Consider the following 26,536-nt stretch of genomic DNA (forward strand, 5'->3'; position numbering starts at 1 on the left):
GTCTATTTTTTGTTAAACATCACCTGTTCCACGAAATTGGTATAGATATCGCCCTGCTGAAATTCCGGCGTTTCCAAGATTTTCTGATGGAAGCTAATGGTGGTGGGTAAACCCGTTACCGCACATTCCCGTAATGCCCGTCTCATGCGGCGAATGGCAGCAGGGCGATCGTGTCCCCAGACAATGAGCTTGCCAATCAATGAGTCGTAATAAGCCGGAATCTCATAGTCAGTGTAAACATGGGAATCCATCCGCACACCGGGACCACTGGGCGGCAAGTAGCCACTAATTCGTCCGGGATGGGGACGGAAGTTGTGATCGGGGTCTTCGGCATTAATCCGACATTCGATCGCGTGTCCGCGTAACTCTACCTGCTCCTGAGTGAGGCTGAGGCGTTCACCCTGGGCAATCCGGATTTGTTCAGCGATTAGATCTAACCCTGTAATCATTTCGGTGACGGGATGTTCCACCTGGATGCGGGTATTCATTTCCATGAAGTAGAACTCTCCCGACTGATCCAGGAGAAACTCTACCGTCCCGGCTCCGACATAATTGATCGACTTCGCTGCCATCACAGCCGCTGCGCCCATCTTTTCCCGCAGTTCAGGAGTTAAGGCAGAACTGGGGGCTTCTTCCAACAGCTTTTGGTGGCGACGCTGGATCGAACATTCCCGTTCGCCTAAGTGAATGGCATTGCCGTAACTGTCTGCCAGAATTTGAAACTCGATATGGCGAGGTTTCTGGACGAACTTCTCTAGATAAACGCCAGGATTACCAAAGGCGGCATCGGCTTCTCCCTGGGCGGCGGCAAATAATGCCGAGAGGTCGGCTTCTTCCCGCACCAGACGCATTCCCCGACCACCTCCGCCTGCCGTCGCTTTAATGATGACGGGATAGCCAATTTTGCGGGCGATCTCCTGTGCTTCCGATTCGTCCATTAGCAACCCCACACTGCCAGGAACGGTCGGTACTCCCACCCGTTGCATGGTTTTTTTAGCAGTAGACTTATCGCCCATTGCTCGGATGGCATCGGGAGAAGGTCCAATAAAGGCGATCTTGTGATCGGCACAGATTTCGGCAAACCGGGCATTTTCCGCCAGGAACCCATATCCCGGATGAATGGCACTGGCATTCCGGGTCAAAGCGGCGGCAATAATGTTGGGAATGTTGAGGTAGCTTTTGCTGCTGGGAGGTTCGCCAATGCAAACGGCTTCGTCCGCCAGTTGCACATGAAGGGAGTGGCGATCGATCGTGGAGTGAACCGCCACCGTGGCGATCCCCATTTCCTCGCAGGTTCGGAGAATTCTCAGGGCAATTTCTCCGCGATTGGCAATCAGGATTTTGGAAAACTGCATCTTCTAACGTGTGATTCCGTATTCAGTAGAATAGACGTTTCCGGAGACACCCTGGAAGATCTTGACCAGGAAATTCCTGACTGCCGGGGTGGAGGCAGGTTGGTCACTCGCGGGTGGCTCCGGTACTTACTTGACTTTGGTGGTGCGACCACGGGGTTTTTTGGGCAAGGCTGGCTCCGGCGGTTCGATCGGCACGATCGGGAGGGTGACATGGAACTGGCTGCCCTGGTCTTTACCCGCCGATTTTGCCCAGATATGACCTCCTAGACGGGTCACAATTTGGCGACAAATCGCTAATCCCAATCCAGTGCCGCTGGTGGTTCGGCGTAACGCGCCTTCTTCCTGATAAAAGCGATCGAAGACAACCTCTAACCGATTGGGTTCAATGCCCCGTCCCGTATCAGCAACGGTCACTTCTAGCATGGAGTTGGTGTTGACAACGGCTTGAATCGTAATTTGACCATTGGGGTCAGTGAATTTGCAGGCATTATCCAGCAGTTTGGTGAGCACTTCTACCAGCCATTCACCATCCGCTTGCACTAAAGGTAAGTCTAACGGCACATCAGTCTTAATTTCGGGGAGTTCTGTCTGCTGTTGACGAATCCGCAGGCTACTCAGTGCCAGATCAACACATTCTCGAATCGGTAAAGCTTCCAGATGCCATTCTACCCGTCCGCTTTCCAGTTGAGATAGGGTAAGGAAGTCTTGAATCAGTTTCCGCATCCGTTCGGCATCTGACAGGGCGGACTGTAACATCACCTGCTGTAGTTCCGGCGGCATGTCCGGTTCACTGGCTAAACTTTCCAGGCAGACCTGAATCGTAGACAGGGGAGTTCGCAGTTCGTGTCCAGTAATCGCAATTAAGTTACTGCGGGTTAAATCTAATGCCTCTAACTGTTGGTTCAGATCCTCTAAATGGGCATACGCCTCAGCTTGAATCAAGGCTGTGCCGATTTGTGCCGCGATCGCTTCAATCAGTTCCAGTTCGTCGGCTTCCCAGAGATGTGGGCTACTGCCACAGTGATGGAGTTCTACAATCCCTAACAAACGGTTTTGTTGGATCACGGGCACCAGCAGCCAGGAGGTGATCTGCCATTGTTCGACCAGCGATCGTAGGGGAGTGACTTCGCGCCCATCATCCATCACCCAAATTGTCGATCGGGCATCTTCGACATAAACCCGCTCTTGCCGCTCGACCACCGCTTGAAATAAGGGGTTGTCCTGTAAGCTCCAGGGTTGCCCAAGCAAGGAACCAACATTGGCACAGAGGAATTCGTCCTGGATGATGACGCTGGCATCAGTGGCTTTGCAGCGATAGAGGAGACAGCGACATGCCTGTAATGCCTGCCCCAGTTCCTGAACCGCTACTTTAAAGATTTCATTCGGGTCTAGCGATCGCCGGATGGCAGAGGTGATCAAATTCACCAGTCGTTCTTTGCGTTCCTGGGCTGCGATCGACCGGTAGGCTTTCAGTAGTTTGTACTGTCCTGCCTGCAAATAGGTGACGAGCCGTTCCACGAAGGGCCCTGGATCGACGTTATTAAAGCCGGTGCGAGTTTTGCCCGTAAATAGGGATTTGGCTTGCTTGACCTTCTCGGCTAACTCCGGTCGGTAGGCAAGAATGCGATCGAGCAAGAGCTCCGCCGCCTGACAAACGGTTTGGCGCTCAAATGTCCAGATCCCCTCGAACCGCCGCGATTGGTCTGTGGCGAAGGTAGGAATTTCTGTCAGGGCATCGCTCACCTGCCGCTCTTTACAAATTAAGCAGGCGGCATAACGGGCACCAACGACTACCAGATGCCATTCCTGGGTCAGGGCATCGCTGGGCTGAAAGGCGATCGTTTCAAAGCGATCGGAGCGATTACAAAAATCAGTTTCCGGGGCTGCCAGGACATAGACCTGTTCAGTCCGTTCCGCAATCCGGAGGTAGCGATGGGCTTCCTGGCGATAAAACCGCTCTCGCTGGAAATTGGCGATCACTAACGGGCGATCGCTCCCCGCTAACACCTGGTCTTCCATAGCATGGGAAAGCGCCGTTAATGATGACTTGAAATAAAGCTGGGGTCTCAAGTCGGGTAGCGCTTGCAGTAGATCTTCCAGGATGGAAGTGGAGTTGCTCATCGAGGAAAACGAAACTCGTTGATGCCGATACAGTTAAATCTAAAAATTCTTGTCCGCCCCTACTATACCGTTTTGCTGGGGCTAGAAAAATGCTACTCCCATTCTTCATGCCAATTACCGGGATTTCTGGGACGCACTTGCTTCTCGGAATTTGCTAGAACGACAGTGATTCCAATAATGAACCCTTTGCTCTCTCCTTGCCTATGACCTGGCACACTCTAATTTGGGATACCTTTTTTGCGAACAGTGATTGGATGGTGTGGAACCTGTTTCTGGCTCTGCTCCCGCTAGGACTCAGTGTTTGGTTATTTCGGCAGGCAAAAACCCGATCGGTGGTCTGGTGGGTAGTTGCCTTAGTATTCGTTGCCTTCTTACCCAACGCACCCTACGTTTTAACCGATTTAATTCATTTAGTCCGGGAACTTCAGCAAACGTCATCATTGTTTGTTGGCACGTTGCTGATCATTCCTAAATATCTGGTGTTTGTCCTGGTTGGGCTGATGGCGTATGTGCTATCGCTGATTAATTTGGGGTATTATCTCCAGCGCCAGGGCTTAGGACGGTATGTGTTCCAAGCAGAACTCCTACTCCATGCTCTGAGTGCGATCGGGGTGTATTTGGGACGGTTTGAGCGGTTTAATAGTTGGAATTTGGTGACGCACCCCCATCATGTCGCGGTGAGTTTGGTAGAAAATTTGCTCGACCATCGTCCTTTGTTCCTGATCATGCTGGGATTTATCGGTTTTACAGGCTTATATTGGGTATTCAAGGAAATTACCTTAGCTCTGCTGTTACAACGTCGGTATATCAAAACCCTGCGGCAGCTTTCTGTCAGGCTGGAAGAAGATTAATCAGGTGGCGGAGTTCTGCTAACCTTCCACTTTGCTTAATTCGAGACTCCTGGGACTTGTTGATATAATCTCGGAATCGTACATCTCACGGAGCATTTGCATTATGGCAACTGCGGCAGTGTTGAATTTTATGCAAAAAACGGCTGAAGACGCAGCATTACGCCAACAGCTTGAAGCACTGCTAGGTGTTGGAGATGGCAACATCAGCAATGAAGCAGAGCTGGATGCCGCCGAGTCAGCCGCACTCAAGGGAGAACGCGCTCCTGCGGTGGCTGAGTTTGCCAGCCAAAATGGCTTTAGCTTTTCAGTCGATGAGTTAGTCACGGTCGTTGATGCGTTTGAGAAGCATCAGACTGGGGCAATGTCAGACAGCGATTTTGCTGCCTTATTGGGCATGTCGGTGACTGACCAACGGATGCAGGATGGGATGCCGGGAATCAATAAGGTGAAAAACTGGTTCCTGAGGACATATTTGGGCTATTGAACTTAGGTTGAGTCTGGCGATCGCAGTCAGGGCGTAATTTCTCCTCTCCTGACCGCGATCGTTTCCCGTGCCAAACTGCTATTAGGACTGAGCCTTAGCTTCCAACGTTTCCAAACGGCTGCGCAACTCCTGATTATCTTTTTTCAGTTGATCGAGTTCTTCCCGCAACTGTTTGACGGCTTTATCGGCACCCAGTTTTTTCTGGACTCTCGGGACAGTTTCCTCCGCGATCCGGCGGACGCGACCATCAGGGGTATGGTCAGCGAGGGCTTGCAGGATAGCGATCGCCTTAGCGGTTTCCATTTGTCCCAACGCTGCAACCACCGAAACCTGAGTCAGGAAGAAGCTTTCGCGTGACAGTTCTTCCAAGCGTTCGAGAATTCGTTCCAGGTTGATGTTTGTCTGTCCGGTGGAGATCGCTCCCAACGCTCGAATGGCGGCGAGTCGTAAGGGCTGTGGGACTCCAGGGACAGTGTATTGCAGGATCAGATTCAGAGCCGCTTCCGAGGTTTTCATCTGGCTTAATGCCCCGATCACCCCCGATCGCACGACCTCATTCCAACCCTGCCGTTCCTGTAACACCGACTCTAACAAGGTCAACGCTTGCTCGGTAGAAGTGCTACTGAGGGTAGAGGTAGAGGCGGCAACACTACCCAGCGATCGTAAAGCCGCCGCTTCCACGTAGTAACTGGCATCTCCCTCAGCCACTAGGGGAGCTAAGACCTCATAGCTGTCGTCGGTTTTGATGTCTGCTAAGGCTTCTACGGTGGCGCGACGGACTCTGGCATCGGGGTCAGCCAATCCGACTACGAGTTCGGTAAATGCCTGATCCAGCTTGATCGTGGCTAAATTCTTGGCAACCTCAGCGCGAACTCCCCAACAGCGATCGGTCTTTAACGCTTCAGACAGTGCCTTAATCGGTTCCAGTCCGCCTTTCTTGGCTAATGCTTCCGCTGCATAGATCCGCGCGATTGGATCGGGATCGTGCTGCAATTGGGCTTTCAGTTCGGCGACTGGATATTCCAGGGTGACCGTTTTGAGAATGGGATTACCAACATCAAAGCTAATCCAATCCGGTTTGTGTTCAAGTGGGAAGTAGAAGCTTTGCTCCCGATCGTGAATCCGTACCGTGAAGGATTTTAGTGGATCATTCGGGTGGGTGATATAGCCAAACCCGATCGCCAGTTTTAGATCGAATAACCCGCTATTACTACCGGAGCTATCTGCTTTTGCCTGAGTTTGGCTCACGGTGACTTTCGCCAGGTTGCTATCCCCATCCCAGGAGTACGCCACTTTGTAATCGGGATGTCCTCCTCGGAAGACAAACTGATCGAATAGGAACAGCAGGTTGCGACCACTGGCTATTTCGATCGCCCGCAGCAGATCCACGGTTTCCACAGTCTTATGGGCGTTGTCATTCACAAAGGTGGTGATGGCGTTCCAGAACAATTCGTCGCCCAACTCGGCACGAATCATGTGATAGACGCATGCCCCTTTCTCATACAAATGCCGATCGTAGAGTTCGATCGCTTCTCGGTAGATATGGGTGACGATCGGACGACGATAGCGCGAGGCATCTTCATCCAGATAATTGCGAGTTTCGTTGAGGCGATAGTAGGCGGCATCTTCTGCCCCATATTCGGATTCTGTCCAGAGGACTTCCGAGTAAGTCGCCATGCCTTCCTTAATCCAGGCGTGGGACCAGTGCTTGATTACTACCAGATCGCCAAACCATTGGTGAGCGAGTTCATGGGCAACCAGACTTTCGGTACTGCGGTTATCGATCGCGGCGCGTTGATCAATTAAGCAGCGATCGGTCAGCAGGGTGGTAGAGGTATTCTCCATGCCACCAAAGATGAAGTCGTCTACACAGACCTGAGCATATTTGGGGAATGGGTAGGGATAGCCAAATTTCTGACTAAAAAACTCAATCATCCGGGGAGTTTTGCCCATACTCAGCTGAGCTTCGGTTTCCCGCCCTTTTTCCACATAATAGGTCACAGGTTTGCCGTTCCACTCGTCCCGCAATTCGGCGAAGTCACCGACCGCCAGCGTCATCAGATAGGTGGGATGCACCTCATGCTGATACCAGTGATAAATCTTGTAGTCGCCATCGGCTTCGGTGTGAATCAGCTCCCCATTAGAAATCGCCATCAAGGGATTCGGCACACGTACCCGGATTTCGGAGGTAGCGAGTTGTCCGGGGTAGTCGAAGCAGGGAAACCAGAAGCGGGAGTCTTCATCTTCGCCCTGAGTCCAAACCTGGGTAGGTTTATTGGGATAGTAGGAATTGGGAGTGATGAAGTACAGTCCCCGTTGGGGCTTTTCAACGTGGTAATCGATCGCCAGTTCAATCGGGTGTCCGGCTTGGGTCGGCTCCTGCAAGGTTACGTTGAGGCTTTCCCCATCGTAGTCAAATTTCTGGGTGACATCCTGAACCCTGACCGCTGCGATCGTTAGATTCACGGCATCCAGCGTCAGGCGATCGATGCCACTCCGAATGGGATTGAGACGAATGGTGCAGGTTCCCTGATAGCTATGGTTGGGAATATCCAGAGATAGGTCTAAGCGGATATGTTCCACCTGTCCAGGGCGATCGGGATTGTAGTGGGGACGGGCACCCGGTAGCTCAAAGGAATTGTGACCGTTTTCGTCAAAACCAAAGTAGGACTGTGGCATAGGGATGTAACTTTTACCTTAGAAGCAGTAAATTTTAACCTGTTCTAGACTTAGCAGACTATTTCTCCAGGTTAGCGTGGTTAGGATCGGTGGATCATCAAACCCGTTATAGTGATGGGCAATTGATCACTAGAGAAAAATCTATCTGCCCCTGAGGTGTAGCATGACCGAGACGAACGGTACGATGATGCAATATTTCCACTGGTACACTCCCGCCGATGGTAGCCACTGGGAGGATATTGCCGCTAAAGCCTCAGAGTTAGCGGACGCTGGGTTTACCGCGATTTGGTTGCCGCCTGCCTATAAGGGCAGTGGTGGAGCGAATGATGTGGGCTATGGCGTATATGACCTGTTTGACTTGGGCGAATTTGATCAGAAGGATACGATTCGGACAAAGTATGGCACTCGTCAGCAATATTTAGCGGCAGTGCGATCGCTGCAAACGGCTGGAATTCAAGTCTATGCCGATGCGGTGTTGAATCACAAAGATGGGGGAGATGCAACAGAAAAAGTGATGGCAACCCCATTCCAGGCAGACAATCGCTATCAACAGAACGGGGATTATCAAGAGATCGAAGCCTATACCTATTTCAACTTTCCCGATCGGCAAGGGAAATATTCCAGTTTGGAGTGGCACTGGTGGCACTTTGATGCTGTGAACTATAACCATTACCGCCCCGACGATTACAGTTCCGTATATCTCTTAGACGGTAAGAGCTTTGATAACTTTGTCAGCTTAGAGAAAGGAAATTTTGCCTTTCTGTTAGGCTGTGATTTGGACTACGAGAACGAAGAGGTGCGTCAGGAAATTACCAACTGGGGTAAATGGTATTTAGACACGACCGGAGTTGATGGCTTCCGTCTGGATGCCTTAAAGCACATCTCATCCTGGTTCTTTGTGCAATGGCTGGATGAGTTACGGCGCTATGTAAGCAACGATCTCTTTGTGGTGGGCGAATACTGGTCGGCAGATATCAACGTTTTGCACTGGTATCTGGGAGTCACGGGCGGTAGAATGTCAGTGTTTGATGTGCCCTTGCACTACAATTTCCACGTTGCCAGTAAAGCCGGAAATTCCTATGACATGCGGCGGCTTCTGGATGGCACATTGATGCAGCAGCAGCCATCTCTGGCAGTGACCTTTGTGGAAAATCACGACTCCCAACCCTTGCAAGCCCTGGAGTCGGTAGTGGAACCCTGGTTTAAGCCGCTTGCCTATGCCCTGATCCTGTTACGGCGAGAAGGATATCCCTGTGTGTTCTATGCCGATTACTATGGGGCAGAGTATCGCGATCGCGGCTATACCATTGAGATGGTTTCCCATCGCTGGCTGATCGATCGGTTCCTGTATGCCCGCCGCCATCATGCCTACGGCGATCAATATGATTATTTTGATCATCCTACGACGATCGGCTGGACTCGTCTAGGAACGGAGCAGCATCCCCAGCCAATGGCAGTGATCATGAGCAATGGCGAGGCTGGCTACAAGTGGATGGAAGTAGGTCAGCCCAACACGGTGTTTATTGACCTGACTAACCATATTCCTGACCCCATCACTACGAATGCAGCAGGATGGGGAGAGTTTCGCTGTCGCGGTGGCTCGGTTTCTGTCTGGATCCCTGCCTAGTTAGAACCGTTGGTTTTCTGGAGCGCTCAGTCCGGGCTGACTCAAGAACAGATTCTTCGCGGCATCATTCTGGTAAACGCAATCGATTTCCGGTGATGTTTCCAGTTGCCCTGTAAATCCGAAGGTATTCATCCGTTGCTTACAATCCCGTGCCTGTTCGTTCTTCAACAGACCCCGTTGCTCTAGAATTGCCCAGTTATTCGTTCGCAGGACACAGCCCGGTTGCGTCGTCGGCTGAGACACAAACACGTTCAGCGGATTCAAGGTGACAAAGATCCGCGTGTTCATGACGATCGCGCTGGCTCCGTACTGCACACAGATGTCGGAGTTGGGAGCCTTTAAGTCCAGATCAATTTGGTTAACGATCTTCTCGCCACTGCCGACGGTACTGGCAACTGAGTTAAACCCTAAACCGATACCGATACCCAAAATCAACACTCCTGCCAATACGGCGAGGGTTGTGGCATTAAACGCCAGGGAGCGATTCGGTTTGTTGCCGCCGCGTTTAGAGGTGGAGTCCGGCATCGGCGGTTCATCAAAAAACTCACGCTCACGATTACGCTCAGGTTCGCGATCGTAACGGTAATTGGGAGTGGAAGACCGGGGTTTACGTTTCATGGTCATTTGAATGCCGTGTTGGTATGACTATAGCAGTTTGGGTAGGGAGGGTGGGGGAGATGAGAGAGCGTGGGGTGGGGGGGAGATGAGGAAGGACGAGGCGAAAAAATTTTATTCCATTGCTGCTTACACGTTAACAAGAGATTGAGGCTACTTGGGGAGCGATCGGGAATGGCACAATGGATCAGCGTACATGGATAGGGAATTGGCACAGTGAACGCACCAGTGGCACATCAAGCTCAGAGAAATTATCGCCGATCGCGGCTCCGGACTTTGTGGAGTGATACGTTGACAGTATTTTGGGGCGATTGGCTGGATCTACGGGTGCGATTGGTGCAGGTGGCGGCATCGGGGTTAGTCTCACCCCTGATCTATATTGTCGGCTTTGGTTTAGGGTTGGGGAGTGCGCTGGATGCCACCATGAAACCGGCGGCGGGGGATAACTATCTTCAGTTCATCTTGCCGGGGATGGTAGCTCTATCGTCGATGGTGATTAGCTTTGGCGGCACAACGTTTTCAATTTGCGGCGATCGCTTGTTTAGCAAAACCTTTGAAGAACTGATGTTGATGCCAGTGCATCCCTTAGCGCTGCATACGGGTAAGATGCTGGCAGGGGTAGTACGGGGGCTACTCACGTCTGGCTCGGTGATTCTAGTGGCGATTCTGTTCACAGGAAAGATTTGGAGTTTCCTCAATCCCCTGTTCCTGCTGGTTTTGATCCTGAATTCTGCGGTATTTGCTGGATTAGGGGTAATCGTGGGGCTGAATGTCAAATCCCTGGAAAGTGTTGGCATCTACAACAATTTCGTGATTGTGCCGATGTCGTTTCTGGGTGGGACGTTTTTTGATCCGGCAACCCTCCCCCCCGTTCTGAAAGCGATCGTCTATGTGTTACCGCTCACCTACACCAGTTTGGGACTCCGCTCGGCGGCCTACCTACCTTTGGTACAATTTCCCTGGTATGTCATCCCGATTTTGCTAGTGGTTGCCATCCTCCTGGCGATCGCGGGAGCGTACCAGTTCTCCCATCAGCAAGATTAAGCTTAGGGCACAAATTCGGAAACAACTCTGCCGCCACTGACAACCACGGACTGATCGCTCATTCTGCCGGAGGCTTTTGGTCCAGCCGTACTGAAGGGGGGTTGGGCTTGGCTATAGGTGACACTTCCTTCCGCCTCAAATTGCTGGGTGGGATCAGTCCATTTCAACCGATCAGCGGTCAGGCGGGCACCATTTCGCGCTCCATACCCCCGTACATTACCAAACAAATAAAAGACCTGGGTGGTTAAATCCAGTTCGCCGCGATCGCCGTTCAGGGTGACTTGCTGATCACGGTTGATAATCTCAATCGGCTGACTGGAGGTAATCATCTGGGATTTTAAATTCCAGCTCACCTCATTCCCAGCCACATTTAAGGCAGGTTTGGTCATGACTAATTGAGCGTTTTGAGCGATCGTCACGGTTTCGGTTTTCAGATTCATGCTGCCCCGGTTGGCGCGGGCTTGATCCGTCACTGTTTTATCGTCTTTGCTCTTATACCGATCCATGGTTAAGGGGCGATCGCTGATTAACTGCTGCTGGGTGACGAGCCAGACTAACTGCTCGGTATTGACCAACAGCCGGGGATTTTTTACATTGGCGGCAACCTTCCCGTCTAAGGTCAGTTCGCGCTTGCGGGTCAGATAGCGTCCAGCATTGGCGGAAGCATCTACCTCTTTATGGGTGCCGGTGACGTTGTCCCGAATTAACAGCAACTCCTCCTTCGGTCGCCATTCCAACTCGTTACCCTTCAAGACCATGCCATCGCGAACATCCGTCGCCACAATATTGCCCCGCAGAAAAATCGTCTTCCCGTTTTGCTGAACTTCCCCCTTTTCAGCCGTGGCGCGAATAATCAGTTTGCCATCCTGGTAAAACTCGCCATTGGGCTGCTGTACCAGTGCCAACTTTTTATCCTTGTTGTAATTGGCGCGAATGGCTTTGACCCGCCACCATAATTCTCCTTTTGGATTAAAATCTTCTAAGGTGACATCATTGAAGGTGAAATTGGTATCGAAGTTGTCTACATCCTTCGTATCTTCAGCAATCTGCTGAGCAATCTGGCTTTGATTGTTGCAAGAGCCAATCACTACCGGAACAGCAAGGATGGATAGCGACAGCCCGATCGCACTGGCTATCCGACGATTTCTGGAGTTTGACAGCATGGACATGGGTTACAGCACCTTCCGGCTAGGCAGAATTGCAGAGCGGGTTTAACTCTTTAGACCCAAAACTGCCGCAAAAGTTCAAGGGTTAGAGTTCAAAATCTTAACGCGATCGCAATCCTGCTGACCATTGGGTCAGTCCTAGCCTGGGGGGTGTCAATTAGCTATCCTGGGGAATTTCATCAATTAGTCCAATGCTGGATAACGGACGATAGGTATAGCTTCTCGGTGTTTTTTGAATATCTTCTTTGATGCTATCGAGATCAATATAGCGATCTGCCACATTAATCAAGCTATCACTCGTCATTGATCGCAGACTGACGACCTCTACCCGCACCCCTCGGTAGCTGACCGCATTAACGGCGTATGCCAGATCCCCATCCCCACTAACCAGGACAGCCGTATCATAGGAGCCAACGAGAGACATCATATCGACAGCAATTTCGACATCCAGGTTGGCTTTCTTGGAGCCATCGGGCAACTGCACCAAATCCTTAGAAATCACCCGATAGCCATTCCGGCGCATCCAGAGCAAAAACCCCTGCTGCTTTTCATTGGTGCGATCGACCCCCGTATAGAAAAACGATCGTAACAAGCGGGAACCCGCCGTTAACCGACAGAGCAACTTAGTGTAATCAATCTCAATCCCCAGTTGTAGGGCAGCATAGAAAAGATTTGATCCATCGATAAAAATCGCCACTCGCCCCCGATTTTCTAAGACTTGCTGCGGGGTAAATACAGATTCGTTATGTTCTATGTTGCTGTTGTTGTTTAACATGGCGAGAATGCCTCAATTTTTTATGAAAGAGTTGGTTATGGAATGAACAGTAAGAACGTGAACTAAGTGAGTAATAGGTCCATTTCTAAATGATGCCCTTCAAGCCTCTAGCCGTTGAAACACCGGTTTGGGTTCATCGAGGGCTTGGAGTGGCGGCAACGTTCCCCAATCAGCATGAGGTTTAAACGGGGCAGATTCAGGGATCAAATTGAGTTGATTAAAATCGATCGCTGAGAATCCCAATTGTTTGTAGATTGCACTACTGAGGCAGGGTGTAATGGGGGCAAGGAGATAAGCTGCCAAACGTACAGCTTCTAGGACGGTATAAAGAACATGACCGACGGTTTGGTGATGTCCTTGTTTGTAAAGTGTCCAGGGGGCTTGGTCATCAATGTACTTGTTGCCCGTCCGAGCCAGAGTCAGGATGGCATCACAGGCTTGATTAAAGGCAAGTGCATTATAGGCTTGAGTTACCCGATCGCTCAAATCCCGTCCTATCAAAGCTAGGGGGTTCTCTGTCCAGGCAGCGGTTTGGGGTTCTGGGACTTTACCCTCAAAGTATTTGTGTACCATCTTGAGGGTGCGATTGAGCAAATTACCCAAATCGTTCGCCAGATCCGCATTGACAATATTAATAAAGCGGGTTTCGCTAAAGTCGCCATCCCGACCAAATTCAATCTCTTTAAGGAAATAATAGCGGACAGCATCCGCACCATAGCGATCGACTAACTCAAAGGGATCAAGCACATTACCAAGGGACTTCCCCATCTTGTGTCCATCTTTGGTTAAAAAGCCATGTCCAAACACGCGATCGGGCACAGAGAGGCCAGCGGACATCAGCATGGCTGGCCAGTAGACCACATGAAATCGCAGGATGTCTTTACCAATCAAATGCAGATTAATCGGCCACCAGCGAGCCAGGGCATTCTCCAGTGTTGGTTCTTCCTCGGGTTCTAATAGGGCAGTGATATAGCCCAAGAGCGCATCGAACCAAACGTAAAGCGTATGGCTGGGGTCAGTCGGCATAGGAATGCCCCAATCTAGATGCACCCGCGAAATGGAAAAGTCTTGTAACCCCTGGCTGACAAAGCTCAGAACTTCATTCCGGCGACTTTCGGGTTGGATAAAGTCCGGTCGATCGGCATAGAGTTGCTCCAGTTTGCTTTGGTAACTGGAGAGCCGAAAGAAATAGTTTTGCTCATCCCGCCATTCGGCTGGGCGGTTGGTATGGATCGGGCAGCGATGGTCGTCTAACAGTTCCCGTTCTTCTTTGAACTCTTCACAGGCAACGCAGTACCACCCGGTTTGTTGCCCCAGGTAAATATCGCCGTGATCCCAGACGCGCTGAAAAAACTGCTTGACGATCGCCGCATGACGAGGATCACTGGTGCGAATGAAGCGATCGTAGTGAATATCGAGCTTATGCCAGAGGGCTTCAAACTCCGGCACAATCTGGTCACAATGGCTCTGGGGCGTTCGTCCTAAACTTTCTGCGGTACGTTGAATTTTTTGTCCATGCTCATCCGTACCCGTAATCATTAAGGCTGGGTGCCCTTGCAACCGTTGAAATCTGGTGAGCACATCAGCCGCGATCGTCGGATAGGCGCTACCGACGTGAGGTAAGTCATTAACGTAGTAAAGCGGAGTAGTAACAGTAAATCGAGCGTTATTATTTTCTGGAGAAGTCATGGATGATACGCGGCAAACCCCATTCAAAATCTTACAAGTAGAGCGGTTAGGGGCTTTGATTCAACAGGTGTATTTTGAGTGTTTATAGCTATGAAACACTAAGTCATCCTAACCCCAGGAGGCAATCCCGGCATATTAGTAACTACTAATGGCTAGGATAGATAAAGTGACGTAATTCGCCAGATTAGTTGTATCTCTACTACACAATTTTAACCGTAAACCTCCCTTGATTCCTTGCCACAATCTTAAAATAAGCCAATGTTTATAGGCATTCTACTGATGTAGAGCTAGGCGATTTGCATGGCTTGGAAGAAACCAGAAAAGTAACTTCTAATGGCTTGTTTCAGTTCAAATTCGATCGTTTCTACTCTTTGACGCAGCCACCCGGAGGCGAACTGCATACCGCAGATCTATCCTGAGATATTGGTTGAGTTGCATTAAGAAATGTTAACACTTAACTAAGAACTTTTGTCTAGTACAGCCTCTTGCTGAATCGATCGCTGATGCGTTTTCACAGCCCTCTTCACCTTTCTCAGTTTCTCCTAGCGGCTCTTGGTACTCGGGTGTATCGGCATTACGAGGATCGGGTGCCTACCGATGGTGCCATGCTGATTATCAGCAACCACCGCAGTTTTATGGATGCCCCCTTGCTAATGGCAGCCGTTAATCGACCAATTCGGTTTGCCTGCCATCACTACATGGGACAGGTGCCGGGTCTTCGAGAATTAGTGCATCAGCTTGGTTGTTTCCCATTGGATGCCCCTGAGCAACGGCAGCATAGCTTTTTCGATCGAGCCACTCAACTGCTCCAGGCTCAACAAGCCGTTGGCGTATTTCCGGCAGGGGCACAAACTATGATTACCCGTACCGCTCCGAATACAACAGGGGCATTTCAACGGGGATTTGCTCACTTAGCATTACGGGCTCCTGTACCGAATCTGACGATCTTACCCGTTGCGATCGCCTCCTACGAGGAAATTGATGATCTGGCATTTCCCTTACGACTGCTGAGTTTATTTGATCCCTCAGAACCTCTGTTTGCCCAAGAAGGCTGGCATCCCATGGTGATTTATCGTCGGGTCAACCTGTTAATTGGTCGTCCTTGCTGGATCAGTCCTGCTCAACGGGAACTTTATCAAGGAAAACAAGCGAAGTCCATCGTGACAGAATTAACTGACCATTGCCATGCTGAAATTCAACAACTGCTGCAACAGGGATGTTATTGATCTGATTGTTTACAATGCTTAATATGGGCTGAGGATGGGAGGTAATCTCCCTGAAGCACTCTCCTCGTTGTTTATCCTGCCCATTCCCTCAATTTTTTGTTCTCTCGCTCTTCCTCGATCATGCTGACTGTCCAAAGCCACCCCTGTTTACTCACGCCCTCCCGGCTTCAGCCCACTTATCCCCTATTTGTGTTCTTGCCAGGGATGGATGGGACAGGACAATTACTTAGAACTCAAACGGCTGGCTTAGAGCGGGGGTTTGATGTTCGTTGTTTAGCCATTCCGCCGGATGATTTGACCAGTTGGGATGAGTTAACTGAGATTGTGGTGGAGTTGATTCAAGCAGAGTTGGAGCAATCTCCCGGACGATCGATTTATTTGTGCGGTGAGTCGTTTGGCGGCTGTCTGGCGATGAAAGTCGCGCTCCATTCCCCTGATCTGTTTGAGCGCATTATTCTGGTCAATCCGGCTTCATCCTTTAATCAACAGATGTGGTTGTCTTGGGGATCTCAAGTCACCCGCTGGTTGCCACATTTGCTGTATCACTGGTCGTCGATCGGGCTGATGACCCTGCTGGCAAACCTGGAACGACTGGCATCGGAGGATCGTCGTGCGTTATTACGCGCTGTGCAATCTGTGCCGCAAAAAACCTCGATCTGGCGGTTGGCATTACTGCACGAGTTTTATATCCCCGAAACCCAGTTAAAACAATTAACCCAGCCCGTCTTGTTAATTGCCGGGTTAGCCGATCGATTGTTACCCTCGGGGACGGAAGCCCAACGCCTGAGCCAGATTCTCCCGAATGCTAAAACACTGACGTTACCGAAAAGCGGTCATGCCTGTTTACTCGAAGCGGACGTGAATCTCTATGAGATTCTACAAACTCACGATTTTCTTCAACCCAGGTCTGAGTTGGTGTCGGCAGTTGTATCAGGATGATGGGTAGAAGCTGGATTGCCTAGAACTTGTAGGGACGCTATAGGTAACATCCCTACGGTTTAGCACCAGGACGAACTGGATGGTTTAGCCGATCGCTTGTCTTAGTCGGGCGCGTTGCTCGGGAGAGAGGGAGGCGATCGTGCGATCGGGCGGTGCCGTTTGGAGGAGTTGTAATAATTTAGCTACCTCTTCGGCGGAGACGCTGACAGTAACCTGTTCGTCCGCTTCAGGATGACGACAAACGCCAGCATTACAGTTTAAGCCGAGCTGGTGCCAGTAGATGGTAGGCACAACGCGACCCCGTTGGCTAATAAACTCATGGTTAAGGAAATGAGTCTCCATATAGGCTTTAGGCGACTCGTAATACTTTTGATGGCGGGGATAGGGAACCGTAAAGCAGCCAAATGCCTTGCGGTATTCCTCCGAATCCAACAGGGTGGTGATCATTTGCTCCACCCCTTCATGCATCAAAATATTGCAGTAAAACTGAATTTCATCCTGGTTGGCTGGGGCACGTCCTAAAAAGTGCTTGAAGCATAATTCCAGGAACTTCATATTGGATGAGTTGTGATAAAAGGAATTCAGGTATACAGGGGAGCGTCCTAATTCCTTTAAAAATCGCCTGACCCCGATTTTGTCGGCTAAAAATTCTTTTTCTGCCTTAGCTAACAACTTATGTTCATAGGCATAGGGTTGGCGTTCCAACACCTGACGGTAAATCTGATAAAGCGCTGCTTGGCGCTCTTCAGGTTTGGAATAACGGTTAACAGTGATTGGAGTTGGGAAATTCATGAATGTGCCCTCAAACGGTTGACGATTCACCTGAGAAACATTAGGGGCAAGGAAGCAGATTCAGCGCTTAAAAAGCTGTTGCAGAACTTTAAGGATAGGGGCAAGGAAAAGAATCGCTAGGCAGAACAATCCGTCAGGTAGTGAGTGCTAACGACCTGAGGCTGATTCTACGAGGATTAAAATTTGTCTCTATGCGTGGGTTTCGAGTGTTTGAATCACGACATCCAGGAAGGGACGAATTAAATTCACATCAGAGGCAGGGAGCGCACTAGCAACGGCAGCTTGCAAATTCCGGTAAGCCACAACACAGTGAGCATTGCGTTTATGGGCAAGCAGAATGGTATCTAGCCAAACCACCATCTGTTCTTTGAAAAATGTCTCATCATCGCGCAATACCGATAGGGCGATATAACGCAGAACCTCTGCCATGTCGTACTTACAGCGAGGTCCATGTTGCTGGATCAATTCGGGGTAGGTTTGAGCGAGTTTACGCAACGCTTGAATGATTAACTTATCGCTATGATCCCGTAGATGCTGATAGGTTTCCAGGCGAGTTTTATAGCTTTGACAATAATTTTCTAAAGAATAAAGCCCCTGGGCATCCAGATAACGACCATCCGCATCCAAAATGCTTTTTTCCAAAGTGTGATTCAGCGTTTGCATAAGGCTCCAGGACTTAATTGAACTTCAGTAGAGGATGAATATGGTGGGATGGAAACAATGAAAACATCAGTTACGATCGCCGAGCAACCGATGATCTACCGATGATCTATCTAAGGATTGGGTGATTACGATCGTGGGTGAACTGAGTGTCAGGTTGCTTGTTCAATTCCAGACTGCCCTGAGGGAAAAATCGATCCAACAGTTTGCAGTGATTCTCAATACAACGCAGTAGTTCTTAACATTTGCCAGAGAATTAACGTGAATGGGGAAGTGGGGGAAGATGGGGGAGAATCCCTACTTCGCCATGACCAACCGTTTTGGGTAGTCCGAGTTAGGCTGGAGATAATCGTGGCGACTGTTGTAATGCTGGGGGGCTAAGTGATGCTGAATCAGGTTTGGGGGAAAGTTGGCAAGGTACTGGGTAGCCTGTTTCTGGTGGGTGGTGGTACCGTCTCCGGCGGCATTCTCCTTGGCATGGCGATCGCCCATCCATCTGGCATTCTGCTGGCGCTGCTATGGACACTGATGGTTTTTTGTGGCTTGGTTCCGGTGGCTTTGGGGGGCTGGTTGCTGCATACAGGTGGTAGAGCCGAACTCCAGGCAAGGCGCGATCGCTTCTTCCAATTAGTTCGGCAACATCAGGGACGGTTATCAGTGATGCACTGTTCTGCTGCCATGCGATTAGAGCCAGCGATCGCCCGTCAGTGTTTGGACAGTTGGGCAAAGGAATTTGCTGCCAACTTTGAAGTGGATGATGCTGGCGAAATTTATTACGTCTTTACGATCGCTGCCCTACCCCCGGCTGAGAGTCAACCTCTGGAAACCTGGACTCAAACCGTCCGAGAATTTGTGCGATCGTTGTAACGGTAGACTGTAGCGATGTCTGCCTACGAGGCGATTTATCAGGTAGTGGGTCAAATTCCGTATGGTCGGGTAGCGACCTATGGGCAAGTGGCGGAGTTGGCGAATCTGCCTGGTCAAGCTCGGTTAGTCGGGTATGCGTTGTATCGAGTTGCTCCTGATCTGGAACTACCCTGGCATCGGGTGGTGAATGCTAAAGGTGAAGTTTCTCAATCCCCGCGACGATTTGGCAGTGACCATCTCCAGCGATCGTTGCTAGAGCAAGAAGGCATTCAGTTTAATGTTCAAGGGCGGATTTCCCTACCAACCTATATCTGGCGGGTTGAGGCATTGCCGGTAGAGCGGAGCACCCTGTAAGCCATAGTCAAGAGATGGGGTTAAATCGGTTGTTTTTTGCTCGTTAATCTATGTAGCCGACGGCTGGGATACCGAGTGGAGACTTTATAAATTTCTTCCTGAGCAAAGTAAATAGATAAGCGTTTGGCTCCGACGATCATCCAGGCATACCAGCGTAGTTCACTCATGTCCGTGAGCAGTTGATCGACCATCCAGGGTTCGGCACAGTGAATCGCCAGGGTATGGTTTTGTTGGAGGTGCAGGAAACACGACAGTAACGTTTCCGGGAAAAAGGAGCGAAATCGTTGGAGCCGTAACCGTTCTAGGCGAAAAGTGTCACTAGCCGTAAGTTCGAGAGACATAGAGGGAGCCTCAGGGGACGATACCCTGATCTAATCGGATTTGACTGACGTAACCATACGGTGAAACCCAGGATCTTCCCTTAAAGTTTTATGTTCACTTGAGGGAAATTGCGGAGCTAAATTTTAACTCTCAACAGAAAGTATTAAGAAACAGAGAAGTTGCGGCTGTTTGATCACCGTCTCGCTGCCTCAATAGTGATCCATCCATGCCTCACATAATGATTTGCCTCTGCTATAGACTGAGATGATGGCGATTTGATTCGGAAAAGGAACCGGGCGCAATGCGATTGTCTCAGATGTTATTTGTCACCCTGCGGGAAGATCCAGCCGAAGCGGAAATTCCTAGCCATAAGTTGCTGCTGCGGGCTGGTTATATTCGCCGGATTGCGCCAGGGGGATATGCCTATCTGCCGTTGATGTGGCGGGTGCTGCAAAAGGTGTCGCAGATTGTGCGGGAAGAGATGAATGCGGCGGGGGCTCAGGAATGTTTGCTACCCCAGTTGCAACCGGCCGAACTGTGGCGAGAGTCGGGACGCTGGGATACTTATACCAAAGCGGAAGGTATTATGTTTTCGCTGGTCGATCGCCAGGAACGGGAAATGGGCTTAGGGCCTACCCATGAAGAGGTGATTACGGCGATCGCCCGGGACATGATTCGCTCCTATCGCCAGTTACCAGTGAATCTCTACCAGATTCAAACCAAGTTTCGGGATGAAATTCGACCCCGGTTTGGTCTGATGCGGGGGCGAGAATTCATCATGAAGGATGCCTATTCCTTTGATGCCGATGAAGCTGGCTTAAAGCAGGTCTACCAGAAGATGCACACGGCTTACTGCAACATCTTAAGCCGTTGTGGGTTGCAGTTCCGGGCAGTGGATGCCGATTCGGGGGCGATCGGGGGGTCTGGTTCCCAGGAATTTATGGTGTTAGCAGATGCCGGAGAAGATGAGATTCTCTACACCGAAGATGGCAAGTATGCCGCCAATGTGGAAAAAGCGGGATCACTTCCCATTGAGGCAGAGACTTCCCCCTTTACCACCTCAGAAAAACGAGAAACTCCCGGCACCGAGACGATCGAGAAATTGTGTCAATTCCTTCAATGTTCGCCCACCTGTGTGGTCAAAAATGTGCTGTATCAAGCCGTGTATGACAACGGGATGACGGTGTTGGTCTTAGTCAGCATCCGGGGTGATCAGGATGTGAATGAAGTGAAGCTGCAAAATGAATTAGTCAAGTTAGCGAAACAGTACGGTGGCTCGACCGTGATTGCCTTGACCGTCCCGGATGCCACTGCTCAGGAAAAATGGGCAGCGAAACCGTTGCCGTTGGGCTACATGTCACCCGGTCTGGCGGATAGTTACCTGAAGTTACCCAAGCCCCAACCGTTAGAGGCAGGAAGCAATCGCAATCTGCTGGCAACAAAGTTTCTACGCATGGTGGATCAAACGGCAGTCGAGTTAACTAATTTCGTGACTGGTGCTGATGAGTCGGGATATCACCAGGTCGGAGCCAATTGGAGCAGCGAGTTCGATCTGCCGAAACTGGTCGTCGATGTGCGAAAGGCGCAGGCGGGCGATCGCGCCATACATGATCCTCAGCAACTCCTCAAAACCGCGAGAGGCATTGAAATTGGGCATATCTTCCAACTGGGAACAAAATACTCGCAGGCGTTAGGGGCAACCTACACCAACGAACAAGGGGAAGAAGTGCCCTTAGTCATGGGGTGTTATGGCGTGGGGGTGTCTCGCTTAGCCCAGGCGGCTGTGGAACAGTCCTACGACAAAGATGGCATCATCTGGCCAACGGCGATCGCACCCTATCAAGCGATCGTGGTGATTCCCGATGTCAACAAGCCTGATCAGGTAGCAGCCGCAGAGCAACTGTATACCGACTTGAACCAGGTGGGAATTGAAACGCTACTCGACGATCGCAACGAACGAGCCGGCGTGAAATTTAAAGATGCCGATTTGATTGGGATTCCCTTCCGGATTGTGACGGGCAAAGCCTTGAAGGATGGCAAGGTTGAGGTGGTGCAACGGGCAACCAAGGCATCCCAAGAAATCCCCTTGGCTGAAGTAGTGGCTTATCTCCAGCAGCAGATCAACTCGTAACTGACAGCCTATGGATATTCTGACGATCGTGCTTTCTAGCCTCTTGGGGTTAGTGTCCCCCGTCGGGGTGGTGACGGATCAAGTGGTGGCAGCGACGATTCGAGATCAACTGGACTCGGTCGAGGAGTTGCGGGTTCGGATTGACAATGCCCCCAACTATGACATCGTCCAGGGGAAAGCCGATCGTATTCGCATAGCGGGTCGTGGGGTGTTTCCGCTCAAAGATCTACGGTTAGCCGTAGTGGAGCTGGAAACAGACCCCGTTAATCTAAATCGGCGGCGGTTGCAGCGAGGGCGGTTACGGTTACAGGAACCCTTCCGGGCAGGAGTTCGTCTCGTGGTGACAGAGGCGGATATCAACCAGGCGTTGCGATCGCCTAATGTGTTGAAGCGGCTGCAAAGATTAGCAAGGCAGTTCCTGGGTAGTCAAGCGGGTGATTACACGATCCAGAATTCCCAGGTGGAATTTTTAGCGAATCAACGGGTGCGACTGCAAACCGAACTTCAGTCAATGGGTAGTCCCGATCGGTTGGCGATCGAGGTAGAGTCAGGGTTAGACATTGTGGCGGGGCGACAACTCCGGCTCCTGCAACCAACGGTGCAACTGAATGGGACAGCCGTGCCAGAGGCAATTGTCATCGCAGTTACCGATCGCCTCCCTTCAATGTTGGATCTGCAACAACTGGAAGCATCCGGGATTACAGCCAGAGTATTGCAGTTTAAACTAGACGACAACCAAGCGGAACTCGCTGCTTTTGTTCAGGTCACTCCAGAGTCAAAATGAAGAGACATTACTAATTTTCCGAAACCCTGGTGTGCCTGCTGTAGTTAATCAGTAAAACGCTTGAAGTTGTGATCAGCAGTGTCATGCCCGGAGGAGGATTTATGCAAGATCATCATACCCACGAGTCCCAGTCCCATCGTCCGATTCCGCTCAGTTTGCTGGCAGGCCTGTCTGCTGTGGTGCTGATTACGGGTAGTGCGGCTGCCTGGTGGGGCTGGACAACCGTTGCTCGCAAAGTGATTGAACCCGTTGGGGTGGAACACTCTACGCCGCAGACATCGCCAGTTGGGCAAGGTGAGCAGAAAATCCCAGCGACGGGAACCGCTCAACCACCGGCGGTAGCCCCAGCCACCACCGAAAAGACGTTACAGGTCTATTGGTTAAAGGCAACCGATACGACGATCGCTCTGGCTCCTACAGCGATGACCTTGAGTGCGTCAAATGACAGTGGTTTGCTACAGGAGGCGATCAAGCAATTACTGGCAGGGCAACCTACCGATCAATCCCTGGCAACCACCATCCCGGCAACTACAAAACTGCTGGGGCTGACAGTGAAAGATGATGGGGTGCATGTTGATTTGTCGAACGACTTTACTAAGGGGGGCGGCAGTACCTCAATGACCGCTCGGGTGGGACAGATTGTATATACCGCATCTACCCTGAATCCGAATGTGCCCGTCTGGTTGTCTGTAGAAGGGGTGCCGCTAGATACGCTGGGCGGGGAAGGGTTGTTGATCGATCAACCGATGACCCGGCAGAGTTTCGAGCAGAATTTCTCCTTATAGACAATCTCCCGCGATCGCTGGAGGGCAAGATTTCCGATCTTCCTCATTTCCTCTTGCCCAGGGAGATGCCGCCGGGGGATCGGTTCAGTCACATCCATAAACCAAATTGAGATGAATTCGGATCATACCTTGATTAAGGTGAGGTGGAGGCTACTTTAATAACCGCTTGACTGCCGCCAGCAGATCTGGAGGGTGATAGGGCTTGGTAATGTAAGCATCGGCTCCTTGCTTCATGCCCCAATAGATATCAAACTCTTCACTTTTGCTGGTACACATCACCACGGGAATGACCTTTGCCACGGGATCATTTTTAATCCAACGGCATAGTTCGTACCCGTTTTTGCGCGGCATGACAATATCAGTGACAACAATATCGGGTAGGTTGGCTTTGATCTTCTCGATCGCTTCTTCCCCATCCACTGCCTCGATTACATTGAACCCGCCTTTCCTTAGGTGTTCTGATACCATTTCTCGCACCGTAGTGCTGTCATCCACAATCAGAACTGTACTCATAGAACATTACTCATATTTCCGAATGGTTTCGCACTGCGAGCCACCAATGGTTTAGTTTAGCCTGTTTCCCCCCTGGTTATGCTTTAACTAGAGGGTTAAGAGGTAGGTATCCTGACTTGCACCAAGTTTACAAGCCAAAGGATGCCATGACTGCGATCGGGGAATATGCCACAGCATTAATACAACCAGGGGATTAATTTCTTTACTCGCCCTTGATAGTTAGCGTACCCAAGGTACTTTTGCTGTAACCATGTTTCTTCGCGATTTGCCTTGGCATTAAAGAACAGGAAACAGGCGATCGCGCCGATCAGGTGGGACAGACTGAGTAAGAGGACAGCGATCGCCAGGGTGATTAAAATTACGCCACTGTAAACCGGGTGTCTCACTAAGGTATAAACGCCCGATTCGACCAGGTGCCCATCGTCTCTTGGATGGGGCAATGGGGTTAGACTCCTGCCCAGATCCAGTAAGCCTTTCAGGAATAAACCGCTACCTGCTAATCCCAGCAGCCCAGCGATGCCCCAGATGGCATAAAGTCTCGGGGCAGGAGGAAGGGTTAACCCAGGAGGACGATAGATCGGTAGCAGCACCAAGCCAATCAGGAGGATGCCCTGCGCTAAGACCCAATATTCCCCTCGCTGCCCCTGCCAGCTATTAGCACTAAAGCCCCAATCCTGTAAGAGTTTCATGCTGGTCTTGAGAGATGATATTTCCAAGTTAAAGCATTTTGCTACCCCGTGACCTGATCCTTCAGGGGTTAATGATTGAGCCAGCAGACGATCGGAAATAGCAGGTATTCCAGAAAAAACAGCTTCCAGATGAATTGATAAAAGCGGCTGATCGATCGCTTGTCCTGAAGGTTAATGTGTAAACTTCGCTGCCATAAACTGGCTAGAATCCCCAGATGGATAGTAATAATGACGAAGGGTTGGCTACCAGTCACACCCAGTAAAGCAGCAGCCACAATGCCCAGGTAGCAGGCGGTTAACACCCAACGGGTGAGATTGAAGACCGCCACCTGACCGAGTTTCAGAGTAAATGTGGTGATCCGGTACTGGCGATCGCCCTCCAAATCAGGGACATCCTTGAAAATGGCGATCGCAAAGGTAAACACCAGGATAAATCCAGTCAACGTCCAGACTGGGGAGGGAATCGGTAGCCCTGGATGGAAGTGTAGGAATAAGCCGAGATTGACGATCGCCCCGCGTACCGACAGGATGCAGAACGATGCCCAGAACGGAAACCGTTTCAGCCGGATGGGGGGTAGTGAGTATGCCGTACCAATGATCAGACTCACGCCAACGGTCGCCAGCAGATAGCCGCCACCAATACCCGCCAGGATCAGTGCCAAAATTCCGGCGATGCTGACGATCGTCACTGCCTGACGCTGGGAATATTCCCCGGATGCCAGGGGTAAATGGGGCTTATTGATGCGATCGATCGCTACATCCTCGATCTGGTTTAAGCCCACGATATACAAATTGCCACAGAGGCAAGCCGCTAATGCCAGGGCGATCGTTGAGAACGGTGGTAGTGCAGCTAGATCAAACCCAGTTCCCGATCGTTGCATAGCTCCTGCCAGGAAACTTAGCCCAACCACACTCAGCGTCGTGCCAATAATTGTGTGCGGACGGGAAAATTTCCAGAACGCATACAATCGCTCAACAGGTGACTGTACCTGTGGTTCCGAAGTGGTTGAGGTGGTCTGAGGGGCGGTTGAAGTAAAAGTCCGACTCATGAACAGTCAGAAGAAGGAACAGACTTATCTTAGGGGTAATTTCGCCTATTACTGTGTCAAATCTGCCGAAAGGAGTAATTTTAAAGTGAAATTAAGCGGTCATCCACCGAGAAGTTAACGAAATCAGGTATAGCTCCAGTTGGGCAAGGGCGGATCACCAGTCACCACAACCTCTCGCAATAAAAGTGCGTCATAATCTAGAATCGCGGCTATCCTGGGGCTAGTCTGAAGCAGAAGATAGGGAGTTGTGGCAATGAAACGGCTATTGTGGCTTGTCAGCTTGGGCACAGCAGCCCTCCTCGTCAGTTGCTCTGGTGATGCCGATAATCAACAGGCTCAGGATGCGGTTTCCCCTAACAGTCCGCCATTGGCAGGGAATACGCAGCAATTTGCCAAGCCATTGGTGACTCAAAATGCGAAACCCGGTATCCCCGTCGTTCCTGGCTTGTTACAACCGACTAATGCTAACGTTCGCTTGCCCGTTGTGGCGGCAGGTCGAACCGATCCCTTCTCTCCAGTGCCCAGTCGAGTGGTTCAGCAGCCCCTAGCCGCAAAACCCAGGGTTCAGACCACTGCCTTGCGTGCTCCTGTGCCGGTTTCGCCACCCAGTAACCTACCAACAGCAGGGCTACCGTCGATTCCGATGGCACCTTTACCCGCCTATCCGCCCCCCGGTATGCCGTTGCCCACTGCCGCCTTACCAAATGCGGGCATGACTCCTCTGCCGCCGATTGAACTGCCGATCGCCCCACCTTCTCCCACGGCATTAGCCGAAGCGATCGAAGTCACTGGCATTCTTCAAGTTGGCGCCAAATGGAGTGTAATTGTGAAGGAACCAGGGTCACACACCAGTCGGTATGTCAGCCCCGGAGATTATTTAGAAAATGGCAAGGTGTTGGTGAAGAAAATTGTGGCACCAACGAGCACAGAACCAATGGTAGTGTTGCAGCAGGCAGGCAAAGAAATCATGAAGTCGATCGGGAGTAGTGCGATCGCCTCTCGTTAATTGGGTTCTGGATG

Annotated in this window: 25 protein-coding genes; 12 read left to right on the forward strand and 13 right to left on the reverse strand. The window is 50.8% G+C overall.

What is annotated here, in order from left to right; all coding sequences use genetic code 11:
- Positions 1 to 2: 2 nt before the first annotated feature.
- Together accC and ACN4EK_RS16715 are read right to left on the reverse strand one after the other, a co-directional pair.
- Positions 3 to 1,355, reverse strand: coding sequence for an acetyl-CoA carboxylase biotin carboxylase subunit (accC, locus tag ACN4EK_RS16710; RefSeq protein WP_431659164.1), 1,353 nt, complete (start codon positions 1,353 to 1,355; stop codon positions 3 to 5).
- 126 nt (positions 1,356 to 1,481) lie between these two features.
- Positions 1,482 to 3,476 (reverse strand): DICT sensory domain-containing protein, encoded by a 1,995-nt coding sequence (locus ACN4EK_RS16715; protein WP_431659166.1) that lies wholly within the window; start codon positions 3,474 to 3,476, stop codon positions 1,482 to 1,484.
- A gap of 203 nt (positions 3,477 to 3,679) precedes the next feature.
- Between ACN4EK_RS16715 and ACN4EK_RS16720 the strand changes: the two genes are divergently transcribed.
- Complete coding sequence (locus ACN4EK_RS16720; RefSeq protein WP_431659167.1) at positions 3,680 to 4,327, forward strand: DUF1361 domain-containing protein; 648 nt, start codon at positions 3,680 to 3,682, stop codon at positions 4,325 to 4,327.
- A gap of 103 nt (positions 4,328 to 4,430) precedes the next feature.
- Positions 4,431 to 4,811 (forward strand): hypothetical protein, encoded by a 381-nt coding sequence (locus ACN4EK_RS16725; RefSeq protein WP_431659168.1) that lies wholly within the window; start codon positions 4,431 to 4,433, stop codon positions 4,809 to 4,811.
- 81 nt (positions 4,812 to 4,892) lie between these two features.
- Here ACN4EK_RS16725 and ACN4EK_RS16730 read toward each other — a convergent pair whose 3' ends face one another.
- Positions 4,893 to 7,490, reverse strand: coding sequence for a M1 family aminopeptidase (locus tag ACN4EK_RS16730; protein ID WP_431659169.1), 2,598 nt, complete (start codon positions 7,488 to 7,490; stop codon positions 4,893 to 4,895).
- A gap of 163 nt (positions 7,491 to 7,653) precedes the next feature.
- Between ACN4EK_RS16730 and ACN4EK_RS16735 the strand changes: the two genes are divergently transcribed.
- Positions 7,654 to 9,117, forward strand: a complete 1,464-nt coding sequence (locus ACN4EK_RS16735) for an alpha-amylase (protein WP_431659171.1) — start codon at positions 7,654 to 7,656, stop codon at positions 9,115 to 9,117.
- On the opposite strand, the gene ACN4EK_RS16740 is transcribed toward ACN4EK_RS16735, so the two are convergent.
- Positions 9,118 to 9,741 carry a DUF3172 domain-containing protein gene (locus ACN4EK_RS16740; RefSeq protein ID WP_431659172.1) on the reverse strand — a complete coding sequence of 208 codons (624 nt, stop codon included), beginning with the start codon at positions 9,739 to 9,741 and terminating at the stop codon, positions 9,118 to 9,120.
- A 282-nt stretch (positions 9,742 to 10,023) separates the two neighbouring features.
- Here ACN4EK_RS16740 and ACN4EK_RS16745 point away from each other — a divergent pair, with 282 nt between their 5' ends.
- Entirely contained in the window at positions 10,024 to 10,776 is a 753-nt protein-coding gene (locus ACN4EK_RS16745; RefSeq protein ID WP_431659174.1) for an ABC transporter permease, read from the forward strand.
- Between the two features lie 2 nt (positions 10,777 to 10,778).
- On the opposite strand, the gene lptC is transcribed toward ACN4EK_RS16745, so the two are convergent.
- The 3 genes from lptC to metG form a co-directional block, all read right to left on the reverse strand.
- On the reverse strand, positions 10,779 to 11,945 hold the full coding sequence (gene lptC, locus ACN4EK_RS16750; RefSeq protein WP_431659175.1) for an LPS export ABC transporter periplasmic protein LptC: 1,167 nt from the start codon (positions 11,943 to 11,945) through the stop codon (positions 10,779 to 10,781).
- Positions 11,946 to 12,099: 154 nt separating this feature from the next.
- Entirely contained in the window at positions 12,100 to 12,717 is a 618-nt protein-coding gene (locus ACN4EK_RS16755; protein WP_431659176.1) for a LabA-like NYN domain-containing protein, read from the reverse strand.
- 99 nt (positions 12,718 to 12,816) lie between these two features.
- Positions 12,817 to 14,406 (reverse strand): methionine--tRNA ligase, encoded by a 1,590-nt coding sequence (gene metG / locus ACN4EK_RS16760; RefSeq protein WP_431659177.1) that lies wholly within the window; start codon positions 14,404 to 14,406, stop codon positions 12,817 to 12,819.
- Positions 14,407 to 14,909: 503 nt separating this feature from the next.
- On the opposite strand from metG, the gene ACN4EK_RS16765 reads away from it, so the two are divergent.
- Positions 14,910 to 15,632 carry a lysophospholipid acyltransferase family protein gene (locus tag ACN4EK_RS16765; RefSeq protein ID WP_431659178.1) on the forward strand — a complete coding sequence of 241 codons (723 nt, stop codon included), beginning with the start codon at positions 14,910 to 14,912 and terminating at the stop codon, positions 15,630 to 15,632.
- A gap of 120 nt (positions 15,633 to 15,752) precedes the next feature.
- Complete coding sequence (locus ACN4EK_RS16770) at positions 15,753 to 16,571, forward strand: alpha/beta fold hydrolase (protein WP_431659179.1); 819 nt, start codon at positions 15,753 to 15,755, stop codon at positions 16,569 to 16,571.
- A gap of 84 nt (positions 16,572 to 16,655) precedes the next feature.
- Here the strand turns inward: ACN4EK_RS16770 and ACN4EK_RS16775 are convergent, their stop codons facing one another.
- Together ACN4EK_RS16775 and ACN4EK_RS16780 are read right to left on the reverse strand one after the other, a co-directional pair.
- Positions 16,656 to 17,363: a phycobilisome rod-core linker polypeptide gene (locus tag ACN4EK_RS16775; protein WP_431659180.1), complete on the reverse strand. Its 708-nt coding sequence runs from the start codon at positions 17,361 to 17,363 to the stop codon at positions 16,656 to 16,658.
- A 189-nt stretch (positions 17,364 to 17,552) separates the two neighbouring features.
- Entirely contained in the window at positions 17,553 to 18,026 is a 474-nt protein-coding gene (locus tag ACN4EK_RS16780) for a globin family protein (RefSeq protein ID WP_431659181.1), read from the reverse strand.
- 381 nt (positions 18,027 to 18,407) lie between these two features.
- Between ACN4EK_RS16780 and ACN4EK_RS16785 the strand changes: the two genes are divergently transcribed.
- Positions 18,408 to 18,890, forward strand: coding sequence for a hypothetical protein (locus ACN4EK_RS16785; RefSeq protein WP_431659182.1), 483 nt, complete (start codon positions 18,408 to 18,410; stop codon positions 18,888 to 18,890).
- Between the two features lie 15 nt (positions 18,891 to 18,905).
- Positions 18,906 to 19,244: an MGMT family protein gene (locus ACN4EK_RS16790; protein WP_431659183.1), complete on the forward strand. Its 339-nt coding sequence runs from the start codon at positions 18,906 to 18,908 to the stop codon at positions 19,242 to 19,244.
- Positions 19,245 to 19,264: 20 nt separating this feature from the next.
- On the opposite strand, the gene ACN4EK_RS16795 is transcribed toward ACN4EK_RS16790, so the two are convergent.
- Positions 19,265 to 19,585, reverse strand: coding sequence for a hypothetical protein (locus ACN4EK_RS16795; RefSeq protein WP_431659184.1), 321 nt, complete (start codon positions 19,583 to 19,585; stop codon positions 19,265 to 19,267).
- Positions 19,586 to 19,866: 281 nt separating this feature from the next.
- Here ACN4EK_RS16795 and ACN4EK_RS16800 point away from each other — a divergent pair, with 281 nt between their 5' ends.
- The 3 genes from ACN4EK_RS16800 to ACN4EK_RS16810 all read left to right on the forward strand — a co-directional run bounded on the left by ACN4EK_RS16800 (position 19,867) and on the right by ACN4EK_RS16810 (position 23,265).
- Positions 19,867 to 21,696 (forward strand): proline--tRNA ligase, encoded by a 1,830-nt coding sequence (locus ACN4EK_RS16800; protein ID WP_431659185.1) that lies wholly within the window; start codon positions 19,867 to 19,869, stop codon positions 21,694 to 21,696.
- A 10-nt stretch (positions 21,697 to 21,706) separates the two neighbouring features.
- Positions 21,707 to 22,480: an LmeA family phospholipid-binding protein gene (locus ACN4EK_RS16805; protein ID WP_431659187.1), complete on the forward strand. Its 774-nt coding sequence runs from the start codon at positions 21,707 to 21,709 to the stop codon at positions 22,478 to 22,480.
- Positions 22,481 to 22,581: 101 nt separating this feature from the next.
- The gene (locus tag ACN4EK_RS16810; protein ID WP_431659188.1) at positions 22,582 to 23,265 is read left to right on the forward strand and encodes a GerMN domain-containing protein; all 684 of its coding nucleotides are present in this window, start codon (positions 22,582 to 22,584) and stop codon (positions 23,263 to 23,265) included.
- A 150-nt stretch (positions 23,266 to 23,415) separates the two neighbouring features.
- Here the strand turns inward: ACN4EK_RS16810 and ACN4EK_RS16815 are convergent, their stop codons facing one another.
- From ACN4EK_RS16815 to ACN4EK_RS16825, 3 genes are all read right to left on the reverse strand, one after another.
- Positions 23,416 to 23,778, reverse strand: a complete 363-nt coding sequence (locus ACN4EK_RS16815) for a response regulator transcription factor (protein WP_431659189.1) — start codon at positions 23,776 to 23,778, stop codon at positions 23,416 to 23,418.
- A 176-nt stretch (positions 23,779 to 23,954) separates the two neighbouring features.
- Complete coding sequence (locus tag ACN4EK_RS16820) at positions 23,955 to 24,467, reverse strand: methyltransferase family protein (RefSeq protein WP_431659190.1); 513 nt, start codon at positions 24,465 to 24,467, stop codon at positions 23,955 to 23,957.
- Between the two features lie 68 nt (positions 24,468 to 24,535).
- Positions 24,536 to 25,516 (reverse strand): homogentisate phytyltransferase, encoded by a 981-nt coding sequence (locus tag ACN4EK_RS16825; protein ID WP_431659192.1) that lies wholly within the window; start codon positions 25,514 to 25,516, stop codon positions 24,536 to 24,538.
- Positions 25,517 to 25,769: 253 nt separating this feature from the next.
- Between ACN4EK_RS16825 and ACN4EK_RS16830 the strand changes: the two genes are divergently transcribed.
- Positions 25,770 to 26,522, forward strand: a complete 753-nt coding sequence (locus ACN4EK_RS16830) for a hypothetical protein (protein WP_431659194.1) — start codon at positions 25,770 to 25,772, stop codon at positions 26,520 to 26,522.
- The last annotated feature ends 14 nt before the right edge of the window (positions 26,523 to 26,536 follow it).

This window comes from Pantanalinema rosaneae CENA516, from assembly GCF_050753385.1.
GTDB classification, from domain to species: Bacteria; Cyanobacteriota; Cyanobacteriia; order Leptolyngbyales; family Leptolyngbyaceae; genus Pantanalinema; species Pantanalinema rosaneae.

What these genes read in the sequence shown, in the direction of transcription:
- ACN4EK_RS16810 (WP_431659188.1), top strand. Translation starts at nt 22,582, where the DNA reads ATGCAAGATCATCATACCCACGAGTCCCAGTCCCATCGTCCGATTCCG.
- ACN4EK_RS16720 (WP_431659167.1), top strand. Translation starts at nt 3,680, where the DNA reads ATGACCTGGCACACTCTAATTTGGGATACCTTTTTTGCGAACAGTGAT.
- ACN4EK_RS16825 (WP_431659192.1), bottom strand. Translation starts at nt 25,516, where the DNA reads ATGAGTCGGACTTTTACTTCAACCGCCCCTCAGACCACCTCAACCACT.
- ACN4EK_RS16715 (WP_431659166.1), bottom strand. Translation starts at nt 3,476, where the DNA reads ATGAGCAACTCCACTTCCATCCTGGAAGATCTACTGCAAGCGCTACCC.
- ACN4EK_RS16725 (WP_431659168.1), top strand. Translation starts at nt 4,431, where the DNA reads ATGGCAACTGCGGCAGTGTTGAATTTTATGCAAAAAACGGCTGAAGAC.
- ACN4EK_RS16755 (WP_431659176.1), bottom strand. Translation starts at nt 12,717, where the DNA reads ATGTTAAACAACAACAGCAACATAGAACATAACGAATCTGTATTTACC.
- metG (WP_431659177.1), bottom strand. Translation starts at nt 14,406, where the DNA reads ATGACTTCTCCAGAAAATAATAACGCTCGATTTACTGTTACTACTCCG.
- ACN4EK_RS16830 (WP_431659194.1), top strand. Translation starts at nt 25,770, where the DNA reads ATGAAACGGCTATTGTGGCTTGTCAGCTTGGGCACAGCAGCCCTCCTC.
- ACN4EK_RS16815 (WP_431659189.1), bottom strand. Translation starts at nt 23,778, where the DNA reads ATGAGTACAGTTCTGATTGTGGATGACAGCACTACGGTGCGAGAAATG.
- ACN4EK_RS16775 (WP_431659180.1), bottom strand. Translation starts at nt 17,363, where the DNA reads ATGAATTTCCCAACTCCAATCACTGTTAACCGTTATTCCAAACCTGAA.
- ACN4EK_RS16790 (WP_431659183.1), top strand. Translation starts at nt 18,906, where the DNA reads ATGTCTGCCTACGAGGCGATTTATCAGGTAGTGGGTCAAATTCCGTAT.
- ACN4EK_RS16785 (WP_431659182.1), top strand. Translation starts at nt 18,408, where the DNA reads ATGCTGAATCAGGTTTGGGGGAAAGTTGGCAAGGTACTGGGTAGCCTG.
- accC (WP_431659164.1), bottom strand. Translation starts at nt 1,355, where the DNA reads ATGCAGTTTTCCAAAATCCTGATTGCCAATCGCGGAGAAATTGCCCTG.
- ACN4EK_RS16795 (WP_431659184.1), bottom strand. Translation starts at nt 19,585, where the DNA reads ATGTCTCTCGAACTTACGGCTAGTGACACTTTTCGCCTAGAACGGTTA.
- ACN4EK_RS16800 (WP_431659185.1), top strand. Translation starts at nt 19,867, where the DNA reads ATGCGATTGTCTCAGATGTTATTTGTCACCCTGCGGGAAGATCCAGCC.
- ACN4EK_RS16730 (WP_431659169.1), bottom strand. Translation starts at nt 7,490, where the DNA reads ATGCCACAGTCCTACTTTGGTTTTGACGAAAACGGTCACAATTCCTTT.
- ACN4EK_RS16765 (WP_431659178.1), top strand. Translation starts at nt 14,910, where the DNA reads ATGCGTTTTCACAGCCCTCTTCACCTTTCTCAGTTTCTCCTAGCGGCT.
- ACN4EK_RS16770 (WP_431659179.1), top strand. Translation starts at nt 15,753, where the DNA reads ATGCTGACTGTCCAAAGCCACCCCTGTTTACTCACGCCCTCCCGGCTT.
- ACN4EK_RS16735 (WP_431659171.1), top strand. Translation starts at nt 7,654, where the DNA reads ATGACCGAGACGAACGGTACGATGATGCAATATTTCCACTGGTACACT.
- ACN4EK_RS16740 (WP_431659172.1), bottom strand. Translation starts at nt 9,741, where the DNA reads ATGACCATGAAACGTAAACCCCGGTCTTCCACTCCCAATTACCGTTAC.
- lptC (WP_431659175.1), bottom strand. Translation starts at nt 11,945, where the DNA reads ATGTCCATGCTGTCAAACTCCAGAAATCGTCGGATAGCCAGTGCGATC.
- ACN4EK_RS16805 (WP_431659187.1), top strand. Translation starts at nt 21,707, where the DNA reads ATGGATATTCTGACGATCGTGCTTTCTAGCCTCTTGGGGTTAGTGTCC.
- ACN4EK_RS16820 (WP_431659190.1), bottom strand. Translation starts at nt 24,467, where the DNA reads ATGAAACTCTTACAGGATTGGGGCTTTAGTGCTAATAGCTGGCAGGGG.
- ACN4EK_RS16780 (WP_431659181.1), bottom strand. Translation starts at nt 18,026, where the DNA reads ATGCAAACGCTGAATCACACTTTGGAAAAAAGCATTTTGGATGCGGAT.